General features: G+C 66.5%; 17 protein-coding genes. 11 read left to right on the top strand and 6 right to left on the bottom strand.

The window, feature by feature from the left end:
* Nucleotides 1-5 precede the first annotated feature (5 nt).
* Nucleotides 6-923 carry an AAA family ATPase gene (locus L6D89_RS02635; RefSeq protein WP_236198657.1) on the bottom strand — a complete coding sequence of 306 codons (918 nt, stop codon included), beginning with the start codon at nucleotides 921-923 and terminating at the stop codon, nucleotides 6-8.
* A 112-nt stretch (nucleotides 924-1,035) separates the two neighbouring features.
* Nucleotides 1,036-1,896 carry a LysR family transcriptional regulator gene (locus L6D89_RS02630; RefSeq protein ID WP_236198860.1) on the bottom strand — a complete coding sequence of 287 codons (861 nt, stop codon included), beginning with the start codon at nucleotides 1,894-1,896 and terminating at the stop codon, nucleotides 1,036-1,038.
* Nucleotides 1,897-2,028: 132 nt separating this feature from the next.
* Between L6D89_RS02630 and L6D89_RS02625 the strand changes: the two genes are divergently transcribed.
* Nucleotides 2,029-2,475 carry a multidrug/biocide efflux PACE transporter gene (locus L6D89_RS02625; protein ID WP_236198656.1) on the top strand — a complete coding sequence of 149 codons (447 nt, stop codon included), beginning with the start codon at nucleotides 2,029-2,031 and terminating at the stop codon, nucleotides 2,473-2,475.
* A gap of 162 nt (nucleotides 2,476-2,637) precedes the next feature.
* On the opposite strand, the gene pyrF is transcribed toward L6D89_RS02625, so the two are convergent.
* From pyrF to L6D89_RS02610, 3 genes are all read right to left on the bottom strand, one after another.
* Nucleotides 2,638-3,336: an orotidine-5'-phosphate decarboxylase gene (gene pyrF, locus L6D89_RS02620; protein WP_236198655.1), complete on the bottom strand. Its 699-nt coding sequence runs from the start codon at nucleotides 3,334-3,336 to the stop codon at nucleotides 2,638-2,640.
* Between the two features lie 100 nt (nucleotides 3,337-3,436).
* Complete coding sequence (locus tag L6D89_RS02615) at nucleotides 3,437-4,360, bottom strand: response regulator (RefSeq protein WP_236198654.1); 924 nt, start codon at nucleotides 4,358-4,360, stop codon at nucleotides 3,437-3,439.
* Between the two features lie 2 nt (nucleotides 4,361-4,362).
* Entirely contained in the window at nucleotides 4,363-5,664 is a 1,302-nt protein-coding gene (locus L6D89_RS02610; RefSeq protein WP_236198653.1) for a sensor histidine kinase, read from the bottom strand.
* Nucleotides 5,665-5,980: 316 nt separating this feature from the next.
* Between L6D89_RS02610 and eat the strand changes: the two genes are divergently transcribed.
* The 5 genes from eat (at nucleotide 5,981) to L6D89_RS02585 (ending at nucleotide 10,645) form a co-directional block, all read left to right on the top strand.
* Nucleotides 5,981-7,345 carry an ethanolamine permease gene (gene eat / locus L6D89_RS02605; protein WP_236198652.1) on the top strand — a complete coding sequence of 455 codons (1,365 nt, stop codon included), beginning with the start codon at nucleotides 5,981-5,983 and terminating at the stop codon, nucleotides 7,343-7,345.
* A gap of 54 nt (nucleotides 7,346-7,399) precedes the next feature.
* On the top strand, nucleotides 7,400-8,773 hold the full coding sequence (locus tag L6D89_RS02600) for an ethanolamine ammonia-lyase subunit EutB (RefSeq protein WP_236198651.1): 1,374 nt from the start codon (nucleotides 7,400-7,402) through the stop codon (nucleotides 8,771-8,773).
* A 12-nt stretch (nucleotides 8,774-8,785) separates the two neighbouring features.
* Nucleotides 8,786-9,562: an ethanolamine ammonia-lyase subunit EutC gene (gene eutC, locus L6D89_RS02595; protein WP_236198650.1), complete on the top strand. Its 777-nt coding sequence runs from the start codon at nucleotides 8,786-8,788 to the stop codon at nucleotides 9,560-9,562.
* A gap of 47 nt (nucleotides 9,563-9,609) precedes the next feature.
* Nucleotides 9,610-9,780 carry a DUF2897 family protein gene (locus L6D89_RS02590; protein WP_236198649.1) on the top strand — a complete coding sequence of 57 codons (171 nt, stop codon included), beginning with the start codon at nucleotides 9,610-9,612 and terminating at the stop codon, nucleotides 9,778-9,780.
* Between the two features lie 100 nt (nucleotides 9,781-9,880).
* The gene (locus L6D89_RS02585) at nucleotides 9,881-10,645 is read left to right on the top strand and encodes a CPBP family intramembrane glutamic endopeptidase (RefSeq protein ID WP_236198648.1); all 765 of its coding nucleotides are present in this window, start codon (nucleotides 9,881-9,883) and stop codon (nucleotides 10,643-10,645) included.
* A gap of 149 nt (nucleotides 10,646-10,794) precedes the next feature.
* Here the strand turns inward: L6D89_RS02585 and L6D89_RS02580 are convergent, their stop codons facing one another.
* Complete coding sequence (locus L6D89_RS02580) at nucleotides 10,795-11,415, bottom strand: TetR/AcrR family transcriptional regulator (protein ID WP_236198647.1); 621 nt, start codon at nucleotides 11,413-11,415, stop codon at nucleotides 10,795-10,797.
* 219 nt (nucleotides 11,416-11,634) lie between these two features.
* On the opposite strand from L6D89_RS02580, the gene L6D89_RS02575 reads away from it, so the two are divergent.
* The 5 genes from L6D89_RS02575 to atuE all read left to right on the top strand — a co-directional run bounded on the left by L6D89_RS02575 (nucleotide 11,635) and on the right by atuE (nucleotide 18,281).
* Nucleotides 11,635-13,425: an acyclic terpene utilization AtuA family protein gene (locus L6D89_RS02575; protein ID WP_236198646.1), complete on the top strand. Its 1,791-nt coding sequence runs from the start codon at nucleotides 11,635-11,637 to the stop codon at nucleotides 13,423-13,425.
* A 195-nt stretch (nucleotides 13,426-13,620) separates the two neighbouring features.
* The gene (locus tag L6D89_RS02570) at nucleotides 13,621-14,496 is read left to right on the top strand and encodes an SDR family oxidoreductase (protein WP_236170847.1); all 876 of its coding nucleotides are present in this window, start codon (nucleotides 13,621-13,623) and stop codon (nucleotides 14,494-14,496) included.
* 3 nt (nucleotides 14,497-14,499) lie between these two features.
* Nucleotides 14,500-16,116, top strand: coding sequence for an acyl-CoA carboxylase subunit beta (gene atuC, locus L6D89_RS02565; RefSeq protein WP_236198645.1), 1,617 nt, complete (start codon nucleotides 14,500-14,502; stop codon nucleotides 16,114-16,116).
* A gap of 104 nt (nucleotides 16,117-16,220) precedes the next feature.
* Complete coding sequence (atuD, locus tag L6D89_RS02560; protein WP_038803742.1) at nucleotides 16,221-17,381, top strand: citronellyl-CoA dehydrogenase; 1,161 nt, start codon at nucleotides 16,221-16,223, stop codon at nucleotides 17,379-17,381.
* A gap of 102 nt (nucleotides 17,382-17,483) precedes the next feature.
* A complete protein-coding gene (atuE, locus tag L6D89_RS02555) occupies nucleotides 17,484-18,281 on the top strand; it encodes an isohexenylglutaconyl-CoA hydratase (protein ID WP_236198644.1) in 798 nt (265 codons plus the stop codon).
* Nucleotides 18,282-18,319: the final 38 nt, after the last annotated feature.

Genomic DNA, 18,319 nt, shown 5'->3' with positions numbered 1-18,319 from the left:
ACTCCTCAGAGAGCCGGGACTTCACGCAGCAACCACTGCACCAGCGCGCCGCCGCCATGGCCGGCCGGGTCGGCCTGGTCACGCAGGCGGTGGCCGGCCACCGAAGGCAGCACGGCCTGCACGTCCTCGGGGATCACATAGTCGCGCCCGGCCAGCAGCGCCCAGGCGCGGGCCGCCGCCAGCAGCGCCAGGCTGCCGCGCGGTGACAGGCCGAGGGCGAAGGCCGGCTGCGTGCGTGTGGCTTCCACCAGGCGCAGCACGTAATCCACCAGGGCGTCGCTGGCCCGCACCGCCAGCACCTCGCCCTGCAGCGCCTGCAACTCCCGCGGGTCGAGCATCGGCTCCAGGCGTGGCAGCAGATCGCGGCGCGCCTCGCCCAGCAGCAGTGCCTTCTCGGCGGCACGGCCGGGGTAGCCCAGGGACAGGCGCATGAGGAAACGGTCGAGCTGGGATTCGGGCAGCGCGAAGGTGCCACCCTGGGTCACCGGGTTCTGCGTGGCGATGACGAAGAACGGCTCGGGCAGCGGGCGGGTCGCCCCCTCGATGGTCACCTGCCCTTCCTCCATGGCCTCGAGCAGCGCGCTCTGGCTCTTCGGCGTGGCGCGGTTGATCTCATCGGCCAGCACCAGTTCGGAGAAGATCGGCCCGGGATGGAAGACGAACTGCCCGGTGTCCTTGTCGAACACCGAGGTGCCCAGCACGTCGCCGGGCAACAGGTCGGAGGTGAACTGGATTCGCTGGAAGCCCAGGCCCAGCACCCGCGCCAGGGCGTGGCTGAGGGTGGTCTTGCCCATGCCGGGCAAGTCTTCGATGAGCAGGTGACCGCGGGCGAGCAGGCAGGTCAGCGCCAGCCTTACCTGAACTTCCTTGCCGAGCAGCACCTGATCGACTGCCTTCAGACAATTCTCCAGCTTGGCGCGCATCCTGACCTCACAATCTAGGAAAACTCCGATCCTACTGGTCCACGACAGAGCATCAAAGGCTTCGACACATTTAGTCCGGAAACTGTGATGTAGAGCTGTGATCCAGAGCGCCTCAGCGCCCCAGCAGACGTTCCGCCAGCCAACTTGCGGCGGGCCCCAGCCGGCGCTGTCGCGACCAGATCACGTCCACCGCCACTCGGCGCGGCCAGCCGGCGACCTTCAGCTCCTGCATACGCCCACTGGCGAAGCGTCCTACCATCCAGCTGGGCAATTCGATCCAGCCGAAGCCCAATACCGCCATGTCCAGCAACAACAGGTAGTTTGGCGCGCTCCAGCAGCGGCCGCCGAGCAGCGGCGCGGCGTCGTCAAGGAAGGTGTTCAGGCGTAGCGCCCGGTAGGCCAGCAGGTCCTCGCGTTCGATTCGCTCGCGGCTGGCCAGCGGATGGTTGCGGCTGACGAAGAGGCCGAACTCGGCCTGCTCGCTCAGGGTCGCCGAACCGATGTCCGGCGCGTACTCCGCCTGCGCTGCCAGCAGGCCGAGGCTGGCCCGGCCCTGAACGACCAGGTCGAGTACGTCGCTGTCTTCGGCGATCAGCCATTCGAACTCCAGGTCCGGATAACGCGCATCGATCTCCGCCAGTCGCGCCTCGAATTCGGCGGACTGATAGGTGTCCGACATCGCCAGGGTCACCCGCGACTCCAGCCCACCGACCAGCTGGTGGGCGAGTTGACCGAGGCGATCATTGGCCATCAGCACTTCCTCCACCCGTCCGAGCAGCGCATGACCGGCCTCGGTGAGCTGTGGCTGGCGGCTGCTGCGGTCGAACAGGGTCAGCCCGAGGTCGATCTCCAGACGGGCGATGGCCTCGCTGACGGTGGACTGGCTCTTGCCCAGCTTGCGTGCGGCGGCGCTGAACGAGCCCAGGCAGGCGGCCTCGGCGAAGGCCTGCAGGGATTCTGGGGAATATTGCATCATGGCGCTCTCTTCCATCGGTTAAGCCGATGGTATCCAACTTAGATCCAGCCGGTCGACCGATGATAATGGCGCCGGACCGACGGAGTCGGCCTTCTCGTGAATTGAGAGCTGCATGCCTGGAGATACCCCATGACACCCACTAAAACCCTGAAAGAGCGGATGTTCCACGCCGGCCTTTTCGAACTGCTGGCGGTCGTCATCTGCGCACCGACCCTGGCCTGGCTGATGGACAAACCGCTGGGCCACATGGGCGCCATGACCCTGATGTTCTCGGCCATCGCCACCGTGTGGAACATGCTGTTCAACGCCGCCTTCGACCGCGCGCAGAACCGCATGGGCTTCAGCCGCACCCTGTCGGTGCGCGTGCTGCACGCCTCGCTGTTCGAGCTGGGCCTGATCATCCTGCTGGTACCGCTGGCCGCCTGGTGGCTGTCGGTGAGCCTGCTGGAAGCCTTCATCCTCGACATCGGCCTGGTGCTGTTCTTCCTGCCCTACGCGCTGGTGTTCAACTGGGTGTACGACGTGCTGCGCGAGCGCTGGTTCGGCCGGGCGCAAATGGCCCAGGCCAACGGCTGACGCCCAGGGGAACACAGCCGTAGGATGGGTGGAGGCCCATCAACAAGGCCAACACGGAAGGCGATGGGTATCGCTTCGCTCCACACCATCCTACGAGGAGCATCCTCAAGGCATGAAAAAGCCCGCATCGCTGCGGGCTTTTTCATGTCCGAAAGAGCGCGATCAGGCCAGGCTGGCGGCGATCTCGGCGAGTGCCTTGGCCGGGTCGGCGGCCTGGCTGATCGGGCGGCCGATCACCAGGTAATCGGAGCCATTGTCCAGCGCCTGGCGCGGGGTGAGGATGCGCCGCTGATCGTCCTGGGCGCTGCCGGCCGGGCGGATGCCGGGGGTGACCAGTTGCAGCGCCGGGTGCGCGGTTTTCAGCGCCGGCGCTTCCTGGGCGGAACACACCAGGCCGTCCATGCCGGCCTTCTGAGCCAGGGCCGCCAACCGCAGCACCTGCTCCTGGGGTTCGACGTCCAGGCCGATGCCGGCCAGGTCCTCGCGCTCCATGCTGGTCAGCACGGTCACGCCGATCAGCAGCGGCGACGGGCCATTGAAGGCGTCCAGGGTCTCGCGGCAGGCACTCATCATGCGCAGGCCGCCGGAGCAATGCACGTTGACCATCCACACGCCCATCTCGGCGGCGGCGCGCACGGCCATCGCGGTGGTGTTGGGAATGTCGTGGAACTTCAGGTCGAGGAAGACTTCGAAGCCGCGGCTGTTCAGGGTCTCGACGATACCGGCGGCACAACTGGTGAACAGTTCCTTGCCCACCTTCACCCGGCACAGCTTCGGATCGAGCTGGTCAGCCAGCGCCAGCGCGGCTTCGCGGGTGGGGAAATCCAGGGCGACGATGATCGGGGTCTGGCAGGCGGACATGGGCTCTCTCGCGGGTATCGAAAAAATCGGCGCGCATTGTCGCAGAAACGCGCCGACTTCCGTAGCCCGCCCGGCAGGAATGCTGCGTCGCCGACGGCGATCAGGCACTCAGCCGCTCGCGCAGACGGCCGAGCATGCCCAGCAGGCTGCCCACTTTTTCCCGCTCACGATCCTCGCGCGGCACCTCGGCGATGCGCGCGACCTTCTGCTCCGGCTGGGCGCGCCAGAGCAGCGCCTGCTCGGCAGCGGCCTTCAGACCCTTCTCGAACAGGCCGCGGCGAATCGGCTTGGGCAGGTAGCGGAAGATCTGCGCCTGGTTGATCAGCGCCAGCAGGTCCTGGGTATCGCGGAACGGCGTGACGACGATGCTCAGCAGGCGCGGGTGGGCCTGGGCCAGGGACTTGAGCAGCGGCGCGGTGTCTTCGCCGGCGAGCTTGAGGTCGCTGACGAGGATGTCGATGGGCTCGCTGTTCAGCCGGAGGATGGCCTCGGCGAGGTTGCGCGCACGGTGTAATTGATGAGTGCCGGCGCTGCAGAACTCGCCGACGCACGCCAGGGTCTCGGCGTCCTCGTCCAGCAGCAGCACGTTGAGCGGCGCGACGACGCGGCTGATCGCCTTGGTATCGATGGGCTCGGCCGGCGCCTGGCGCTGGGCGATCTCGGCCGCCTGACGCAGGGTGAAGGCCATTTCCTGAGGGTCCCAGGGCTTGGTCAGGTAGCGGAAGATGCCGCCGCTGTTGAGCGCATCCACCGCGGCATCGAGGTCCGAATAACCGGTCAGGAGGATGCGCAGGGTGTCCGGGGCGATCTCCTGGGCCTGGGCAAGCAACTCGGCACCGGTCATCTGCGGCATGCGCTGGTCGCTGACGAGGATGTCGATGCGCTCCTCGCGCAGGCGCTGCAGAGCCTTGTGCGGATCGGTTTCCACCAGCACGTCATAGTGACGGCGGAACTGCATCGCGAGGCTGCGCAGGATGCGTTCCTCGTCGTCGACGAAGAGGATGCGGACAGGCTGCTGGCTCATTTTCAGGCGCTCCGTTTCAGTTCGCTGGCCTGCACGAGTGGCAGGCTGATGAGGAATCGCGTGCCGCGCCCCGGTTCGGACGCCACGCGGATACGGCCGCCGTGGTCCTGGACGATCTTGTAGCTGATCGACAGGCCCAGGCCCGTGCCCTGCCCCACCGGCTTGGTGGTGAAGAAGGGGTCGAAGATGCGCGCGCGCACCTCCTCGTCCATGCCCTTGCCGTTGTCCTGCACCGAGAGGTGCACATGGGTTTCGTCCGCCCAGGATTTCACCTGGATCAGGCCGAACTTCTCCATGGCCTGGGCGGCGTTGGTCAGCAGGTTGAGCAGCACCTGGTTGATCTGGCTGGCGGCGCAGGCGACCTTGGGCAGCGCGCCCAGCTGGGTGGCGACCTCGGCCTTTTCCTTGATGCTGTTGCGGGCGATCAGCAGTGCGCTGCGCACGCAGTCGTTGAGGTCGACTTCTTCACTGCGGGCGCGGTCCAGGCGGGCGAAGTCCTTCAGGCCGCCGACCAGTTCGCCGATCTGCGCCAGGCCGAAATCGGTGTCGCCGAACAACTGGTCAAGGTCGCCCACCAGTTGCTCCAGCGCGGCTTCTTCGCGTGCCTGTTCGAAGGCTGAGCGGGCGCGAGCCAGTTGCTCGGAGTCGCAGGCCGGGTCGTCCAGGCATTCGTTGAACAGGGTCTGCGCTTCGGTAAGGCCGAGCAGTGGCACCAGCAGTTCGCGTAGCAGCGCGACGTTGTTCTTCACATAGCCCAGCGGGGTGTTCAGCTCGTGGGCGACGCCGGCGACCATCTGCCCGAGGGAGGCCATCTTCTCCGACTGCACCAACTGCGCCTGGGACTCGCGCAGGTCCTGCAGCGTCTTGTTGAGCACGCGGTTGCGCTGGGCGACGCGCTGCTCCATGGCTTTCAGCAGATCGAGCACCGTGCCCAGGCCAAGGTAGCGTCCCTGCTCGTCCACCAGGATGAAGTCCTCGGTGATCGGGTAACTCAATTGGGCGGTGACCTGTTGCGAGGCTTCTTCGAGGCTCAGGTCGGCGCGCACCTTCAGTGGCTGCGCATTCATCACATCGCTGGCCGGACGGCGGCCCCAGAGGTCGCGGCCGAAGCGCTGCATGAAGATGTCCTGCAGGCCATTGCGGCTGACCAGCCCCAGCGGCATCCCGGCGGCATCCACCACCGGCAGCGAAAGGAAGGCGCGATGCTCGGCATCGAGGAAGCGATCGGCGACATCGCTGATGCTCAGTTCCGGTGCCAAGGGCGCTACCTGGCGCAACAGCTCGTGCAGGGCGCGGGTGGTCATCGGCGAATCTCCGGTCGCTGGAATGGGCGCCAGTAGACCAGCGGCAGATTGCCATCCTGTGACAGCCGTCGCGGCTCCGCGAAGCGTCACGCCGCGGTCATCGCCGTGCAACAAGCGCCGCGACGCGCACCTGAACGAATCGCTGCGCCCCCAATCGAGGCACGCCATGTGCGGCGAATGTTCACGAAACGACGCGAAACCTCGCTTTGCGACCTGATCTCCGGGCATGGCACGGCCACTGCACGAATCAGCGGGTCGTGTTTTTCATCCTCGTTCGGACTTTCTCTTCTCTGACTTTCTCTTCAGGAGACGTCGCATGAGCACGCAACTCAAACCCACCCTCGGCACCCTGCATCTGTGGGGCATCGCCGTGGGCCTGGTGATTTCCGGTGAGTACTTCGGCTGGAGCTACGGCTGGGGCGTGGCCGGCACCCTCGGCTTCCTGGTCACCACGCTGCTGGTGGCGACCATGTACACCTGTTTCATCTTCAGTTTCACCGAGCTGACCACCGCCATTCCCCATGCCGGCGGGCCCTTCGCCTACAGTCGCCGCGCCTTCGGCGAAAAAGGCGGGCTGGTCGCAGGCCTCGCCACGCTGATCGAGTTCGTCTTCGCCCCGCCGGCCATCGCCATGGCCATCGGCGCCTACCTCAACGTGCAGTTCCCCTCGCTCGATCCGAAGCACGCGGCGGTTGGCGCGTACCTGATCTTCATGACCCTGAATATCCTCGGCGTCAGCATCGCGGCGACCTTCGAGCTGATCGTCACCATCCTCGCGGTGGGCGAACTGCTGGTGTTCATGGGCGTGGTCGCGCCGGGCTTCAGCTTCAGCAACTTCGTGCTCAATGGCTGGGCCGGCTCCGACAGCTTCGGCGGCGCAGCGATCAGCGGCATCTTCGCGGCGATTCCCTTCGCCATCTGGTTCTTCCTCGCCATCGAGGGCGCGGCCATGGCCGCCGAGGAAGCGAAAGACCCGAAACGCACGATTCCCAAGGCCTACGTCAGCGGCATCCTCACCCTGGTGGTGCTGGCCATCGGCGTGATGCTGTTTGCCGGCGGCGCCGGCGACTGGAAGGCTCTCTCGGGGATCAACGATCCGCTGCCGCAGGCGATGAAGATGGTGGTCGGCGAGAACTCCGGCTGGCTGCACATGCTGGTGTGGATCGGCCTGTTCGGCCTGGTCGCCAGCTTCCACGGCATCATCCTCGGTTACTCGCGACAGTTCTTCGCCCTCGCCCGCGCCGGCTACCTGCCGCGCGGCCTGGCCAGGCTGTCGCGCTTCCAGACCCCGCACCGGGCGATCATCGCCGGCGGCCTGGTAGGCATCGCGGCGATCTACAGTGACGGCCTGATCGCCCTGCAGGGCATGAGCCTGACCGCGGCGATGATCACCATGAGCGTGTTCGGCGCCATCGTCATGTACATCATGAGCATGCTCAGCCTGTTCAAGCTGCGCCGCAGCGAGCCGAACCTGGAACGCAGCTTCCGCGCACCGGGCTTCCCGGTGGTGCCGGGCATCGCCCTGGCGCTGGCAGTGCTGTGCCTGGCGGCGATGGTCTGGTTCAACCTGCAGATCGCCGGAATCTTCCTGGCCTTCATGGCGGCGGGCTTCGTCTACTTCCAGCTCACTGCCGCCCATCGCGCCAGCGCCCCGGCGGACGCTATGCTGACGGGAGCCTGATCGCCATCCGCGCCCTGCCCCCTGGGCCGGGCGCGGAACAACCGGGACGTTCGCATGACCTACCAGACCACTGTCGGTAGCCTGACCTACCGCTTCGCCGACCTGAAGACGCTGCTCGCCAAGGCCAGCCCGGCGCGCTCCGGCGACTCGCTGGCGGGCCTTGCCGCGGACAGCTACGAAGAACGCATGGCGGCGAAGATCGCCCTCGCCGAGGTGCCGCTCAAACGCTTCCTCGATGAAGCGCTGATCCCCTACGAAGCCGACGAAGTCACCCGGCTGATCATCGACAGCCACGATGCCGCCGCCTTCGCAGCGATCAGCCATCTCACTGTCGGCGACTTCCGCGACTGGCTGCTGCTGGACAGCACCGACAGCGCCACGCTGACCGCCACGGCGCGCGGTATCACGCCGGAGATGGCCGCCGCGGTAAGCAAGCTGATGCGCAACCAGGACCTGATCCTGGCGGCGAAGAAGTGCCGCGTGATCACCCGCTTCCGCAATACCATCGGCCTGTCCGGCCACCTTTCGGTGCGCCTGCAGCCCAACCACCCCACGGACGACGTGCGCGGCATCGCCGCCAGCATGCTCGACGGCCTGCTCTACGGCTCCGGCGATGCGGTGGTGGGCATCAACCCGGCGAGCGACTCGCCAGCCACCCTGATGCAGCTGTGGCGAATGATGGACGAGTTGCGACAGCGCTTCGAGATTCCCCTGCAGAGCTGCGTGCTCACCCACGTCACCTCGCAGATCCAGGCCATCGAGGCCGGCGCGCCGATCGACCTGGTGTTCCAGTCCATCGCCGGCACGCAGAAGACCAACGACAGCTTCGGCATCAACCTCGCCCTGCTGCGCGAGGCCCACGAGGCGGCGCTGTCGCTCAAGCGCGGCACGCTGGGCGACAACGTCATGTACTTCGAGACCGGCCAGGGCAGCGCGCTGTCCGCCGGCGGCCACCATGGCGTCGACCAGCAGACCTGCGAGGCCCGCGCCTATGCCGTGGCCCGCGAGTTCCGCCCGCTGCTGACCAACACCGTGGTCGGCTTCATCGGCCCGGAATACCTCTACGACGGCAAGCAGATCATCCGCGCGGGGCTGGAGGATCACTTCTGCGCCAAGCTGCTGGGCGTACCCATGGGCTGCGACGTCTGCTACACCAACCACGCCGAGGCCGACCAGGACGACATGGACAACCTGCTGACCCTGCTCGGCGCGGCGGGCGTCACCTTCATCATGGGCATCCCCGGCGCCGACGACATCATGCTCAACTACCAGAGCACTTCCTTCCACGACGCCCTCTACCTGCGCAGCACCCTGGGCCTGCAACGTGCGCCGGAGTTCGACGCCTGGCTGGTGAAAATGGCGATTACCGAAGCCTCCGGCCAGTTGCGGCCAATCGGCCGCGGCCACGACCTGCTACGGGCCTTCTGAGGAACTGAAAGCATGGACCTGATCCACAGCGACCCGTGGGACGAACTGCGCGCACATACTTCCGCGCGTATTGCGCTGGGCCGCGTCGGCTCCAGCCTGCCGACCCGCGAAGTGCTGAAGTTCGGCCTGGCCCATGCCCAGGCCCGCGACGCGGTGCACCATCCGCTGGACTTCGCGGCGCTGCAGCAATCGCTGGTCGACGAGGGCTTCCGCGTCCTGCGCGCGCGCAGCGAGGCGCCGGACCGCCAGACCTACCTGCTGCGCCCGGACCTGGGTCGCGCCCTGCATCCGGACAGCCTGTGGCAACTCAAGGGCGAGAAAATCGCCGCGGAACTGGTCGTCGTGATTGCCGACGGGCTTTCCTCCTTCGCTGTCCAGCAACACGCACTGCCACTGCTGAGCGCGCTGCGCGAGCGCTTCGCCACTGACTGGCAGCACACCCCCGTGGTGCTCGCCGAGCAGGGCCGCGTGGCCATCGGCGACGGCATCGGCGCGGCACTGGGAGCGAAGCTCGCACTGGTGCTGATCGGTGAACGCCCCGGCCTCAGCTCACCGGACAGCCTGGGCCTCTACCTCACCTGGCAGCCGCAGGTGGGGCGCATGGACAGCGAGCGCAACTGCATCTCCAACGTGCGCCCCGAGGGCCTGCCCTACGCGCAGGCTGCCCACAAGCTCGCCCATCTGCTGCAACAGTCGCTGCGCATGCGCGTCAGCGGCGTGAAACTCAAGGATGACAGCGACCTGCCCGAAGCGATCAGTCTGAACCGGCGTGCGCCTGACAAGGTCTGAATCACAGCGTATCGTGATATTCCACTGCCACTGTCGGAGACGGGACCATGCCCTGGTATGCCTGGTTGATCATCGCCCTAGCCATGGGCTCCATCGTCGGCGCGCTGATGATGCTGCGCGATACCGCGAAAAAGCTCCCGCTGACCGAGGAGCAGCTCAAGCGTATCCACGAGCGCAACGCCGAGATGGACGCCAAGGAAGCTGAAGATAAACCCTGATAATCGCCTAACTGACTGACGCTTCAGTCAAAAACTGGCCGTAACGATGGTCAGCAGCGGTTGAAATTGCCTAGACTCGCCTCCTTCGATGGAGGAAAGAATGCTCAGGAAACTCCTGCCGCTGCTGCCAGTCGTGTTGTTGCTCTGCGGTTTCGGGCTCGGATTCGTCCAGCCAGTGGGGTTGCTGATCGGCGCTGTCTACATCGCCTGGACCCTCTACGGCGAGGCTCGCCTGCCGCGGCTGCTCTGGTGGCTGGTGTGCCTGGTGCTCAGTATCGCCCTGGCCGCGCACCTGTTGCCGGGCACTACCTCGTGGACGCTCTGGCCAGTGCGCCAGCTCAGCCCGGACGCTCCGGTCTACGCCCTGCACCTGTCCTGGGACAAGGCCCTGGTGGGTATCACCCTGCTCGCCTGGTGGCTGCGCCGCGATCCGGTGCCGATGGAGAAACGCTCCCCGGACTTCGCCGCCATCGTCATCGTCACCACGCTGTTCGCCGTGCCGCTGGTGGCCGTAGCGGGCGGCCTGGTGGTGTGGAACCCGAAATGGCCGCCCGGCTTCTGGCTGTGGATGCTGGTCAACGTCTGCGTGATCTCGCTGACCGAAGAGGCTTTCTTCCGCGGTCTGCTGCAAAGCGAACTAGTGCGCCGCTTCGGCGCCTTCGCCGGAGTGACGACCGCCAGCGTGCTGTTCGGCCTGGTGCACTGGCCGATCAATCCGTTGTTCGCAGTGGTCGCGGGCATCGCGGGCCTGGGCTACGGCCTGGCTTTCCACTTCAGCGGCCGCCTCGCAGTCCCCGTCCTGCTGCATGCCGCGGTGAACTGCCTGCACCTGCTGCTGTTCAGTTATCCGTTGCGGATTATCTGATTAGCTCGGTGCCCGCGTTGAGCGATCGCGGACGGAGTCCGCTCCTACCCAGAGCTCAACGCCGTGCGAGGGTGTCGCCGCAATGCCAATTTCTCCGGCACGCGTAGGAGCGGACTCCGTCCGCGATTGGCATCCCGCCCGCTCCGAACCTACTCGCGCATCACCAACAGCAACGCCTGCTCGGCCAGCTCATCCAGCGTCAGGCTGCCCTCGGGGCGGAACCAGGTGATCGACCAGGACAACGCCCCGGTGAGGAAGCGCCGCAGGATGAACGGGTCGCCCTGGCTAAAGCCGGCCAGGCGCGCCTCTTCCAGCACTTCCAGCCACATCTGCTCGTAGATGTCGCGCAGGCTGAGGATGTAGGCCTGGCCCTCTTCCGACAGCGAGCGCCATTCATAGACCAGCACCGCCATCGCCTCGCCGGTACCACCGGTGATCGACTGCAGCTCGCAGCGGATCAGCGCCAGCAGGCGCTCGCGCAGGGTGGACGCATCGGCCAGGGCGGCGCGCATCAGGGCGGTGTTGTAGAGGATGGTTTCCTCCATCACCGAGCGGAGGATTTCGTCCTTGCTCTTGAAATGGTGGAAGATGCTGCCGGACTGAATCCCCACCGCGCCGGCCAGGTCGCGCACCGTGGTGCGTTCGTAGCCCTTGCTGCGGAACAGATGCGCGGCAGTTTGCAGCAGCTTGCCGCGGGCGCTTTCCGGGTCGGTGATCTGCCCGGTCCCGACCAGCTCCAGCATTACTTCGCGGGCTTTGCGGTCATCCACGCTGTTCTCTCCCCATTGGCCCCATCGGCCGATCTGCTCAGGGCGATTCATCGAAACGCCCTGCAAGTACTTGTGTTGTCTGACGAAATGTAAGCCCGCGAGGACCAACCAAGCAAGCGCTTGGCCATCCAATGGTTGGGGTTGTCGTTCTTTCGGGGCTTTTCAACCAAGCGCTTGCTTGGTAATGTCGATCCATCACTCAGCGTCACGGGCAGAATAATGACCAGAACCGTACGTATCGGCTGCGCCTCCGCCTTCTGGGGCGACACCTCCACCGCCGCCGCCCAACTGGTGCGCGGCGCGCAGTTGGATTACCTGGTGTTCGATTACCTGGCCGAAATCACCATGTCGATCATGGCCGGCGCGCGCCTGAAGAATCCCGAGGCAGGCTACGCCACCGACTTCGTCGAGGTGATGACACCCCTGCTCGGCGACATCGCAGCGAAGAAGGTCCGCGTGATCAGCAACGCCGGCGGGGTCAACCCGCAGGCCTGCGCCAGCGCCCTCGCCGCTGCCTGCGAGAAGGCCGGCGTGGCGCTGAAGATCGCCGTGGTGCACGGCGATAACTTGCAGCCGCGCCTGGGTGAACTGGCGAAGGCCGGCATCCGCGAGATGTTCAGCGACGCGCCGATGCCGCCGATGTGCGTATCGATCAACGCCTACCTCGGTGCCCCCGGCATCGTCCAGGCGCTGAAGGCCGGCGCCGATATCGTCATTACCGGCCGCGTCGTGGATAGCGCAGTGGTCAGCGCCGCGCTGGTCCACGAGTTCGGTTGGGCCTGGAACGACTACGACAAGCTGGCCCAGGCCGCGCTGGCCGGGCACATCATCGAGTGCGGCGCGCAGTGCACCGGCGGCAACTTCACCGACTGGGAAAGCGTGCCGGACTACGAGCACATCGGCTTCCCGCTCGTCGAAGTGCAGGCCTCTGGCGACTTCGTGGTGACCAAGCCGCAAGGTACCGGCGGACTGGTGACGCCGCTGTCGGTGGGCGAGCAGATGCTCTACGAGATCGGCGACCCGCGCGCCTACCTGCTGCCCGATGTGATCTGCGATTTCACCCGGGTCCAACTGGCCCAGGTGGGCGACAACCGCGTGACCGTCAGCGGCGCACGTGGTCTGCCGCCGACCGGGCAGTACAAGGTCAGCGCCACCTACCCGGACGGTTTCCGTTGCACTGCCAGTTGCCTGATCGCCGGCATCGACGCGGTGAAGAAGGCCGAGCGGGTCAGCCAGGCGATCATCGCCAAGACCGAGGAAATCCTCATGGAACGCGGCTGGGGCCCGTACCGCGAGGTCAGCATCGAACTGCTCGGCAGCGAAGCCACCTACGGCCCGCACGGGCGCCGCGAGGACAGCCGCGAAATCGTGGTGAAGCTCGCCGTGCGTCACAGCCGCAAGGAAGCCCTGGTGTTGTTCTCCCGCGAGATCGCCCAGGCCGCCACCGGCATGGCGCCGGGCCTGACCGGCATCGTCGGCGGCCGCCCGACCGTGTACCCGGTGATCCGCCTGTTCTCCTTCCTGATCGACAAGAACGCCTGTGAGTTGACCGTGGAGATCGACGGCGAGCGCCAGCCAGTCGCCCTGCCCGCCATCGACCACTTCGACCCGGCCGCGCTGGCCGACGACATTGCCGTGCCGGCCGCCGAAGGCCCGGCCCAGGCCAGCGTGCCGCTGGTAAAGCTGGCCGTGGCGCGCTCCGGCGACAAGGGCAACCACAGCAACATCGGCGTGATGGCGCGCCGGCCCGAATACCTGCCGTGGATCGCCGAGGCGCTGAGCGAAGGCGCGGTGGCCGAGTGGATGCAGCACGTGCTCGACCCGCAGCTTGGCCGCGTCAGCCGCTGGCACCTGCCGGGCAGCCACAGCCTGAACTTCCTGCTGGAGAACGCCCTGGGCGGCGGCGGTGTGGCGAGCCTGCGTATCGACCCGCAGGGCAAGGCCTTCGCCCAGCAGTTGCTGGAATTCCCGGTGGCGGTGCCGCAAGCCATCGCCGATCAACTCCTGTAGGAGCGAGCTTGCTCGCGACCGCTTTTCGCCGGAGGCAATGACGTCAGGCGGTTCGCGAGCAAGCTCGCTCCTACAAAAGAACAGCGTTAGAAACGTAGGGCGCATAACGCCACCAGCGTTATCCGCCAATCGCAAACGGCGAATGAAGCGTTCCGCTTCATTCGCCCTACGGGATACCTCGGAGTCAGAACAACAATGAGCTACGACTCGATCTTCAAACCCGGCCTGTTCGACGGCCAGACCATCATCGTCACTGGCGGCGGCAGCGGTATCGGCCGTTGCACCGCGCACGAACTGGCAGCCCTCGGCGCCCACGTGGTGCTGGTCGGGCGCAAGGCCGAGAAGCTGGAGAAGACCGCCGGCGAGATCATCGAGGACGGCGGCAGCGCCAGCTGGCACAGCTGCGACATCCGCGACGAGGAAGCGGTGAAGGCACTGGTCGCTCAGGTCATCGCCGAGCGCGGGCCGATCCATCACCTGGTCAACAACGCCGGCGGCCAATACCCCGCGCCGCTCGCCTCGATCAACCTGAAGGGCTTCGAGGCCGTGGTGCGCACCAACCTGGTGGGCGGCTTCCTGATGGCCCGCGAAGTCTTCAACCAGAGCCTGAGCAAGACCGGCGGCAGCATCGTCAACATGCTCGCCGACATGTGGGGCGGCATGCCCGGCATGGGCCATTCCGGCGCCGCCCGCGCCGGCATGGAAAACTTCACCAAGACCGCCGCCATCGAGTGGGGCCACGCCGGCGTGCGAGTCAACGCCGTGGCGCCGGGCTGGGTCGCTTCCAGCGGCATGGACACCTACGAAGGCGCGTTCAAGGCGGTGATCCCGACCCTGCGCGAGCACGTGCCGCTCAAGCGCATCGGGACCGAGTCGGAAGTGGCCGCGGCCATCGTCTTCCTGCTCTCCCCCGGCGCCGCCTTCATCAGCGGCAACACCATCCGCATCGATGGCGCCGCCAGCCAGGGCAGCCGCGCCTTCCCGCTCTCCAAGGTGAAGCCGGGTCAGAGCCGTTCCTACAACGGTTTCCACCGTGCCTATCTTCCCGATGTGCTGAAGGACCAGGAGTAAGCCATGCCGATGATCCAGTCGGAAATCGACGCCCAGGGCGAAGACTTCGCCCGCAACCGCGAGGCCATGCTGGCCGCCGTGGCGAGCTTCCGCGAAGTCGAGCAGAAGGTGCTCGACAAGGCCGCCGAGGCCAAGCCGAAGTTCGACAAGCGCGGCCAGCTGCTGCCGCGCGAACGCCTGAACCTGCTGCTGGACGCTGGCGCGCCGTTCCTCGAGATCGGTTCCCTGGCCGGCTACAAGTTGCATGACGACAAGGACGGCACCCAGGCCGGCGGCGGCATCATCTCCGGCATTGGCTATATCGCCGGGGTGCGCTGCCTGGTGAGCGCCAGCAACAGCGCAATCAAGGGCGGCACCATCTCCCCCACCGGCCTGAAGAAGACCCTGCGCCTGCAGCAGATCGCCTTCGAGAACAAGCTGCCGGTGGTGGCGCTGACCGAGAGCGGCGGCGCCAACCTGAACTACGCGGCGGATATCTTCGTCGAGGGTGCGCGCGGCTTCGCCAACCAGGCGCGCCTGTCGGCGGCGGGCATACCCCAGGTCACCGTGGTGCACGGCTCGTCCACCGCCGGCGGCGCCTATCAACCGGGCCTGTCGGACTACGTGGTGGTGGTGCGCGGCAAGGCCAAGATGTTCCTCGCCGGGCCGCCGCTGCTGAAAGCCGCCACCGGCGAGATTGCCACCGATGAGGAACTGGGCGGCGCCGAACTGCACGCCCAGGTCGCCGGCACCGCCGAGTACCTGGCGGAGAACGACGCCGATGGCGTGCGCCTGGCACGGGAAATCCTCGCCGCGCTGCCATGGAACAACCAGTTGCCAGCCCGCGCCAAACTGACATGGGACGAGCCGCTGTACCCGGCGCAGGAACTGCTCGGCGTGGTCCCGGCGGACGCGAAGAAGCCCTACGACGTGCGCGAGATCGTTGCGCGCATCGCCGACGGCTCGCGCTTCCTCGACTTCAAGAACGAGTTCGACAGCCAGACCGTCTGCGGCCACCTGCACATCGAGGGCCACGCCTGCGGCCTGATCGGCAACAACGGCCCGATCACTCCGCAGGGTGCGGCCAAGGCGGCGCAGTTCATCCAGCTGTGCGAGCAGAGCAACACGCCGATCCTGTTCCTGCACAACACCACCGGCTTCATGGTCGGCACCGAGTCCGAGCGCCTGGGCGTGATCAAGCACGGCTCGAAGATGATCCAGGCCGTGGCCAACGCCACCGTGCCCAAGCTCACCCTGGTCGTCGGCGGCTCCTACGGCGCTGGCAACTACGCCATGTGCGGGCGCGGGCTGGACCCGCGCTTCATCTTCGCCTGGCCCAACAGCCGCACCGCGGTGATGGGCGGTGCCCAGGCCGGCAAGGTGCTACGCATCGTCACCGAGGAAAAGCACGCCAAGGAGGGCAAGGAAGCCGACCCGAAGATGCTCGACATGCTCGAACAGATGACCGCGCAGAAACTCGACGCCCAGTCCACCGCGCTCTACGGCACCGCGAGCCTGTGGGACGACGGGCTGATCGACCCGCGCGACACGCGCCAGTTGCTCGGCTACCTGCTGGATATCTGCGCGGAGGCGGCCGTGCGGCCGCTGAAGAACAACAGTTTCGGTGTTGCACGATTTTGACCATAGGGCGCATGACGCCCCAGGCGTCATGCGCCAAGCCGGCGAGTAAAGCGTTGCGCTTCATTCGCCCAACCTGAATTGAAAGATCCCACGGAGAACAAGAAATGATCTTCACCCAGGAACACGAAGAACTCCGCCGCACCGTGCGCAACTTCGTCGAACGCGAGATCAACCCCTACGTCGACGAGTGGGAAAAGGCCGGGCGCTTCCCGATCCACGAGGTCTTCAAGAAGGCCGGCGACCTAGGCCTGCTGGGCATCTCCAAGCCGGAGAAATTCGGCGGCATGGGCCTGGACTACAGCTACTCGGTGGTCGCTGCCGAGGAATTCGGCACCATCCATTGCGGCGGCGTGCCGATGGCCCTGGGCGTGCAGACCGACATGTGCACACCGGCCCTGGCACGCTTCGGCTCCGATGAGCTGCGCGAGGAATTCCTCCGCCCGGCCATCGCCGGCGAGATGGTCGGCTGCATCGGCGTCTCGGAAGTGGGTGCCGGTTCCGACGTCGCCGGGCTGAAGACCACTGCGCGCAAGGATGGCGACGACTACGTCATCAACGGCAGCAAGATGTGGATCACCAACTCGCCGTCCGCCGACTTCATCTGCCTGCTGGCCAACACCTCCGACGACAAGCCCCACGTCAACAAGTCACTGATCATGGTGCCGATGAAGTCCAAGGGCATCAGCATCAGCCCGCACCTGGACAAGCTCGGCATGCGCAGCTCGGAAACCGCCCAGGTGTTCTTCGACGACGTGCGCGTGCCGCAGCGCTACCGCATCGGCGCCGAGGGTTCGGGCTTCATGATGCAGATGCTGCAGTTCCAGGAGGAACGCCTGTTCGGCGCCGCCAGCGGCATCAAGGGCATGGAGTACTGCGTCAACGCCACCATCGACTACTGCAAGGAGCGCAAGACCTTCGGCCAGGCGCTGATCGACAACCAGGTCATCCACTTCCGCATGGCCGAGCTGATGACCGAGATCGAGTGCCTGCGCGCCCTCACCTATCAGGCCACCGAGCAGTACATCCGTGGCAAGGACGTCACCCGCCTGGCCTCCATGGCCAAACTCAAGGTCGGCCGGCTGTCCCGCGAGGTCACCGACGCCTGCCTGCAGTACTGGGGCGGCCAGGGCTTCATGTGGGAAAACCCGATCGCCCGCGCCTACCGCGACACCCGTCTGGTGTCCATCGGCGGCGGTGCGGACGAAATCATGCTGGGCATCATCTGCAAGCTGATGGGCACCCTGCCGGGCAAGAAGAAGGGCTGAGAGCAGCTACAGGCGGCAGGCTTCAGGCGGCAGGAAGAGCGCCGCTTTTGCCTCCCGCCTGAAGCCTGCCGCCTGTAGCATCTTTAAACGAGGAATTGCGGCATGAGTGAACTGCCGAACTGCGAAACCCTGCTGCTGGAACGTGACGGTGGCGTACTGCACGTCACCCTCAATCGTCCGGACAGCCGCAACGCCATGAGCCTGGCGATGGTCAGCGAACTGCGTGCGGTGCTCGCCGCGGTGCGCGACGACCGTGCCGTGCGCGCCATCGTCCTGCGTGGCGCTGGCGGGCACTTCTGCGCCGGCGGCGACATCAAGGACATGGCCGGCGCCCGCGCTGCCGGTCCCGATGCCTACGCCGCGCTGAACCGCGCCTTCGGCGGCCTGCTGGAGGAAGCCCAGGCGCAACCGCAGGTACTGGTCGCCGCGCTGGAAGGCGCGGTGCTCGGCGGCGGCTTCGGCCTGGCCTGCGTTTCGGACATCGCCATCGCCGCAGCGGACGCGCAGTTCGGTCTGCCGGAAACCAGCCTCGGCATCCTGCCAGCGCAGATCGCGCCCTTCGTGGTGAAACGCATCGGCCTGACCCAGGCCCGCCGCCTGGCCCTCACCGCCGCCCGCTTCGATGGCCGCGAGGCGCTGCGCCTGGGCCTGGTGCATGCCTGCGCGGACAACGCTGAAAGTCTCGGCGAGCAACTGACGGAAGCGCTCGATCAGGTCCGTCGCTGCGCGCCGGGCGCCAATGCCGCCACCAAGGCACTGCTGCTGGCCAGCGAAACCGAAGCCCTCGGCCCGCTGCTGGACAGCGCCGCCCGCCAGTTCGCCGACGCGGTGACCGGCGCGGAAGGCGCCGAAGGCACCATGGCCTTCGTGCAGAAACGCAAACCGAACTGGGCGCAGTGAGCCAACGCGCGCACCGAACAATCCCCTCTCCTTTCAGG

The organism is Pseudomonas pseudonitroreducens, assembly GCF_021603645.1.
GTDB classification, from domain to species: domain Bacteria; phylum Pseudomonadota; class Gammaproteobacteria; order Pseudomonadales; family Pseudomonadaceae; genus Pseudomonas; species Pseudomonas pseudonitroreducens.
This window is presented reverse-complemented; position numbering and strand designations above follow the sequence as displayed.

Coding starts and splice junctions, on each gene's coding strand:
- L6D89_RS02635 (WP_236198657.1), bottom strand. CDS start 923: ATGCGCGCCAAGCTGGAGAATTGTCTGAAGGCAGTCGATCAGGTGCTG.
- L6D89_RS02630 (WP_236198860.1), bottom strand. CDS start 1,896: ATGCAATATTCCCCAGAATCCCTGCAGGCCTTCGCCGAGGCCGCCTGC.
- L6D89_RS02625 (WP_236198656.1), top strand. CDS start 2,029: ATGACACCCACTAAAACCCTGAAAGAGCGGATGTTCCACGCCGGCCTT.
- pyrF (WP_236198655.1), bottom strand. CDS start 3,336: ATGTCCGCCTGCCAGACCCCGATCATCGTCGCCCTGGATTTCCCCACC.
- L6D89_RS02615 (WP_236198654.1), bottom strand. CDS start 4,360: ATGAGCCAGCAGCCTGTCCGCATCCTCTTCGTCGACGACGAGGAACGC.
- L6D89_RS02610 (WP_236198653.1), bottom strand. CDS start 5,664: ATGACCACCCGCGCCCTGCACGAGCTGTTGCGCCAGGTAGCGCCCTTG.
- eat (WP_236198652.1), top strand. CDS start 5,981: ATGAGCACGCAACTCAAACCCACCCTCGGCACCCTGCATCTGTGGGGC.
- L6D89_RS02600 (WP_236198651.1), top strand. CDS start 7,400: ATGACCTACCAGACCACTGTCGGTAGCCTGACCTACCGCTTCGCCGAC.
- eutC (WP_236198650.1), top strand. CDS start 8,786: ATGGACCTGATCCACAGCGACCCGTGGGACGAACTGCGCGCACATACT.
- L6D89_RS02590 (WP_236198649.1), top strand. CDS start 9,610: ATGCCCTGGTATGCCTGGTTGATCATCGCCCTAGCCATGGGCTCCATC.
- L6D89_RS02585 (WP_236198648.1), top strand. CDS start 9,881: ATGCTCAGGAAACTCCTGCCGCTGCTGCCAGTCGTGTTGTTGCTCTGC.
- L6D89_RS02575 (WP_236198646.1), top strand. CDS start 11,635: ATGACCAGAACCGTACGTATCGGCTGCGCCTCCGCCTTCTGGGGCGAC.
- L6D89_RS02570 (WP_236170847.1), top strand. CDS start 13,621: ATGAGCTACGACTCGATCTTCAAACCCGGCCTGTTCGACGGCCAGACC.
- atuC (WP_236198645.1), top strand. CDS start 14,500: ATGCCGATGATCCAGTCGGAAATCGACGCCCAGGGCGAAGACTTCGCC.
- atuD (WP_038803742.1), top strand. CDS start 16,221: ATGATCTTCACCCAGGAACACGAAGAACTCCGCCGCACCGTGCGCAAC.
- atuE (WP_236198644.1), top strand. CDS start 17,484: ATGAGTGAACTGCCGAACTGCGAAACCCTGCTGCTGGAACGTGACGGT.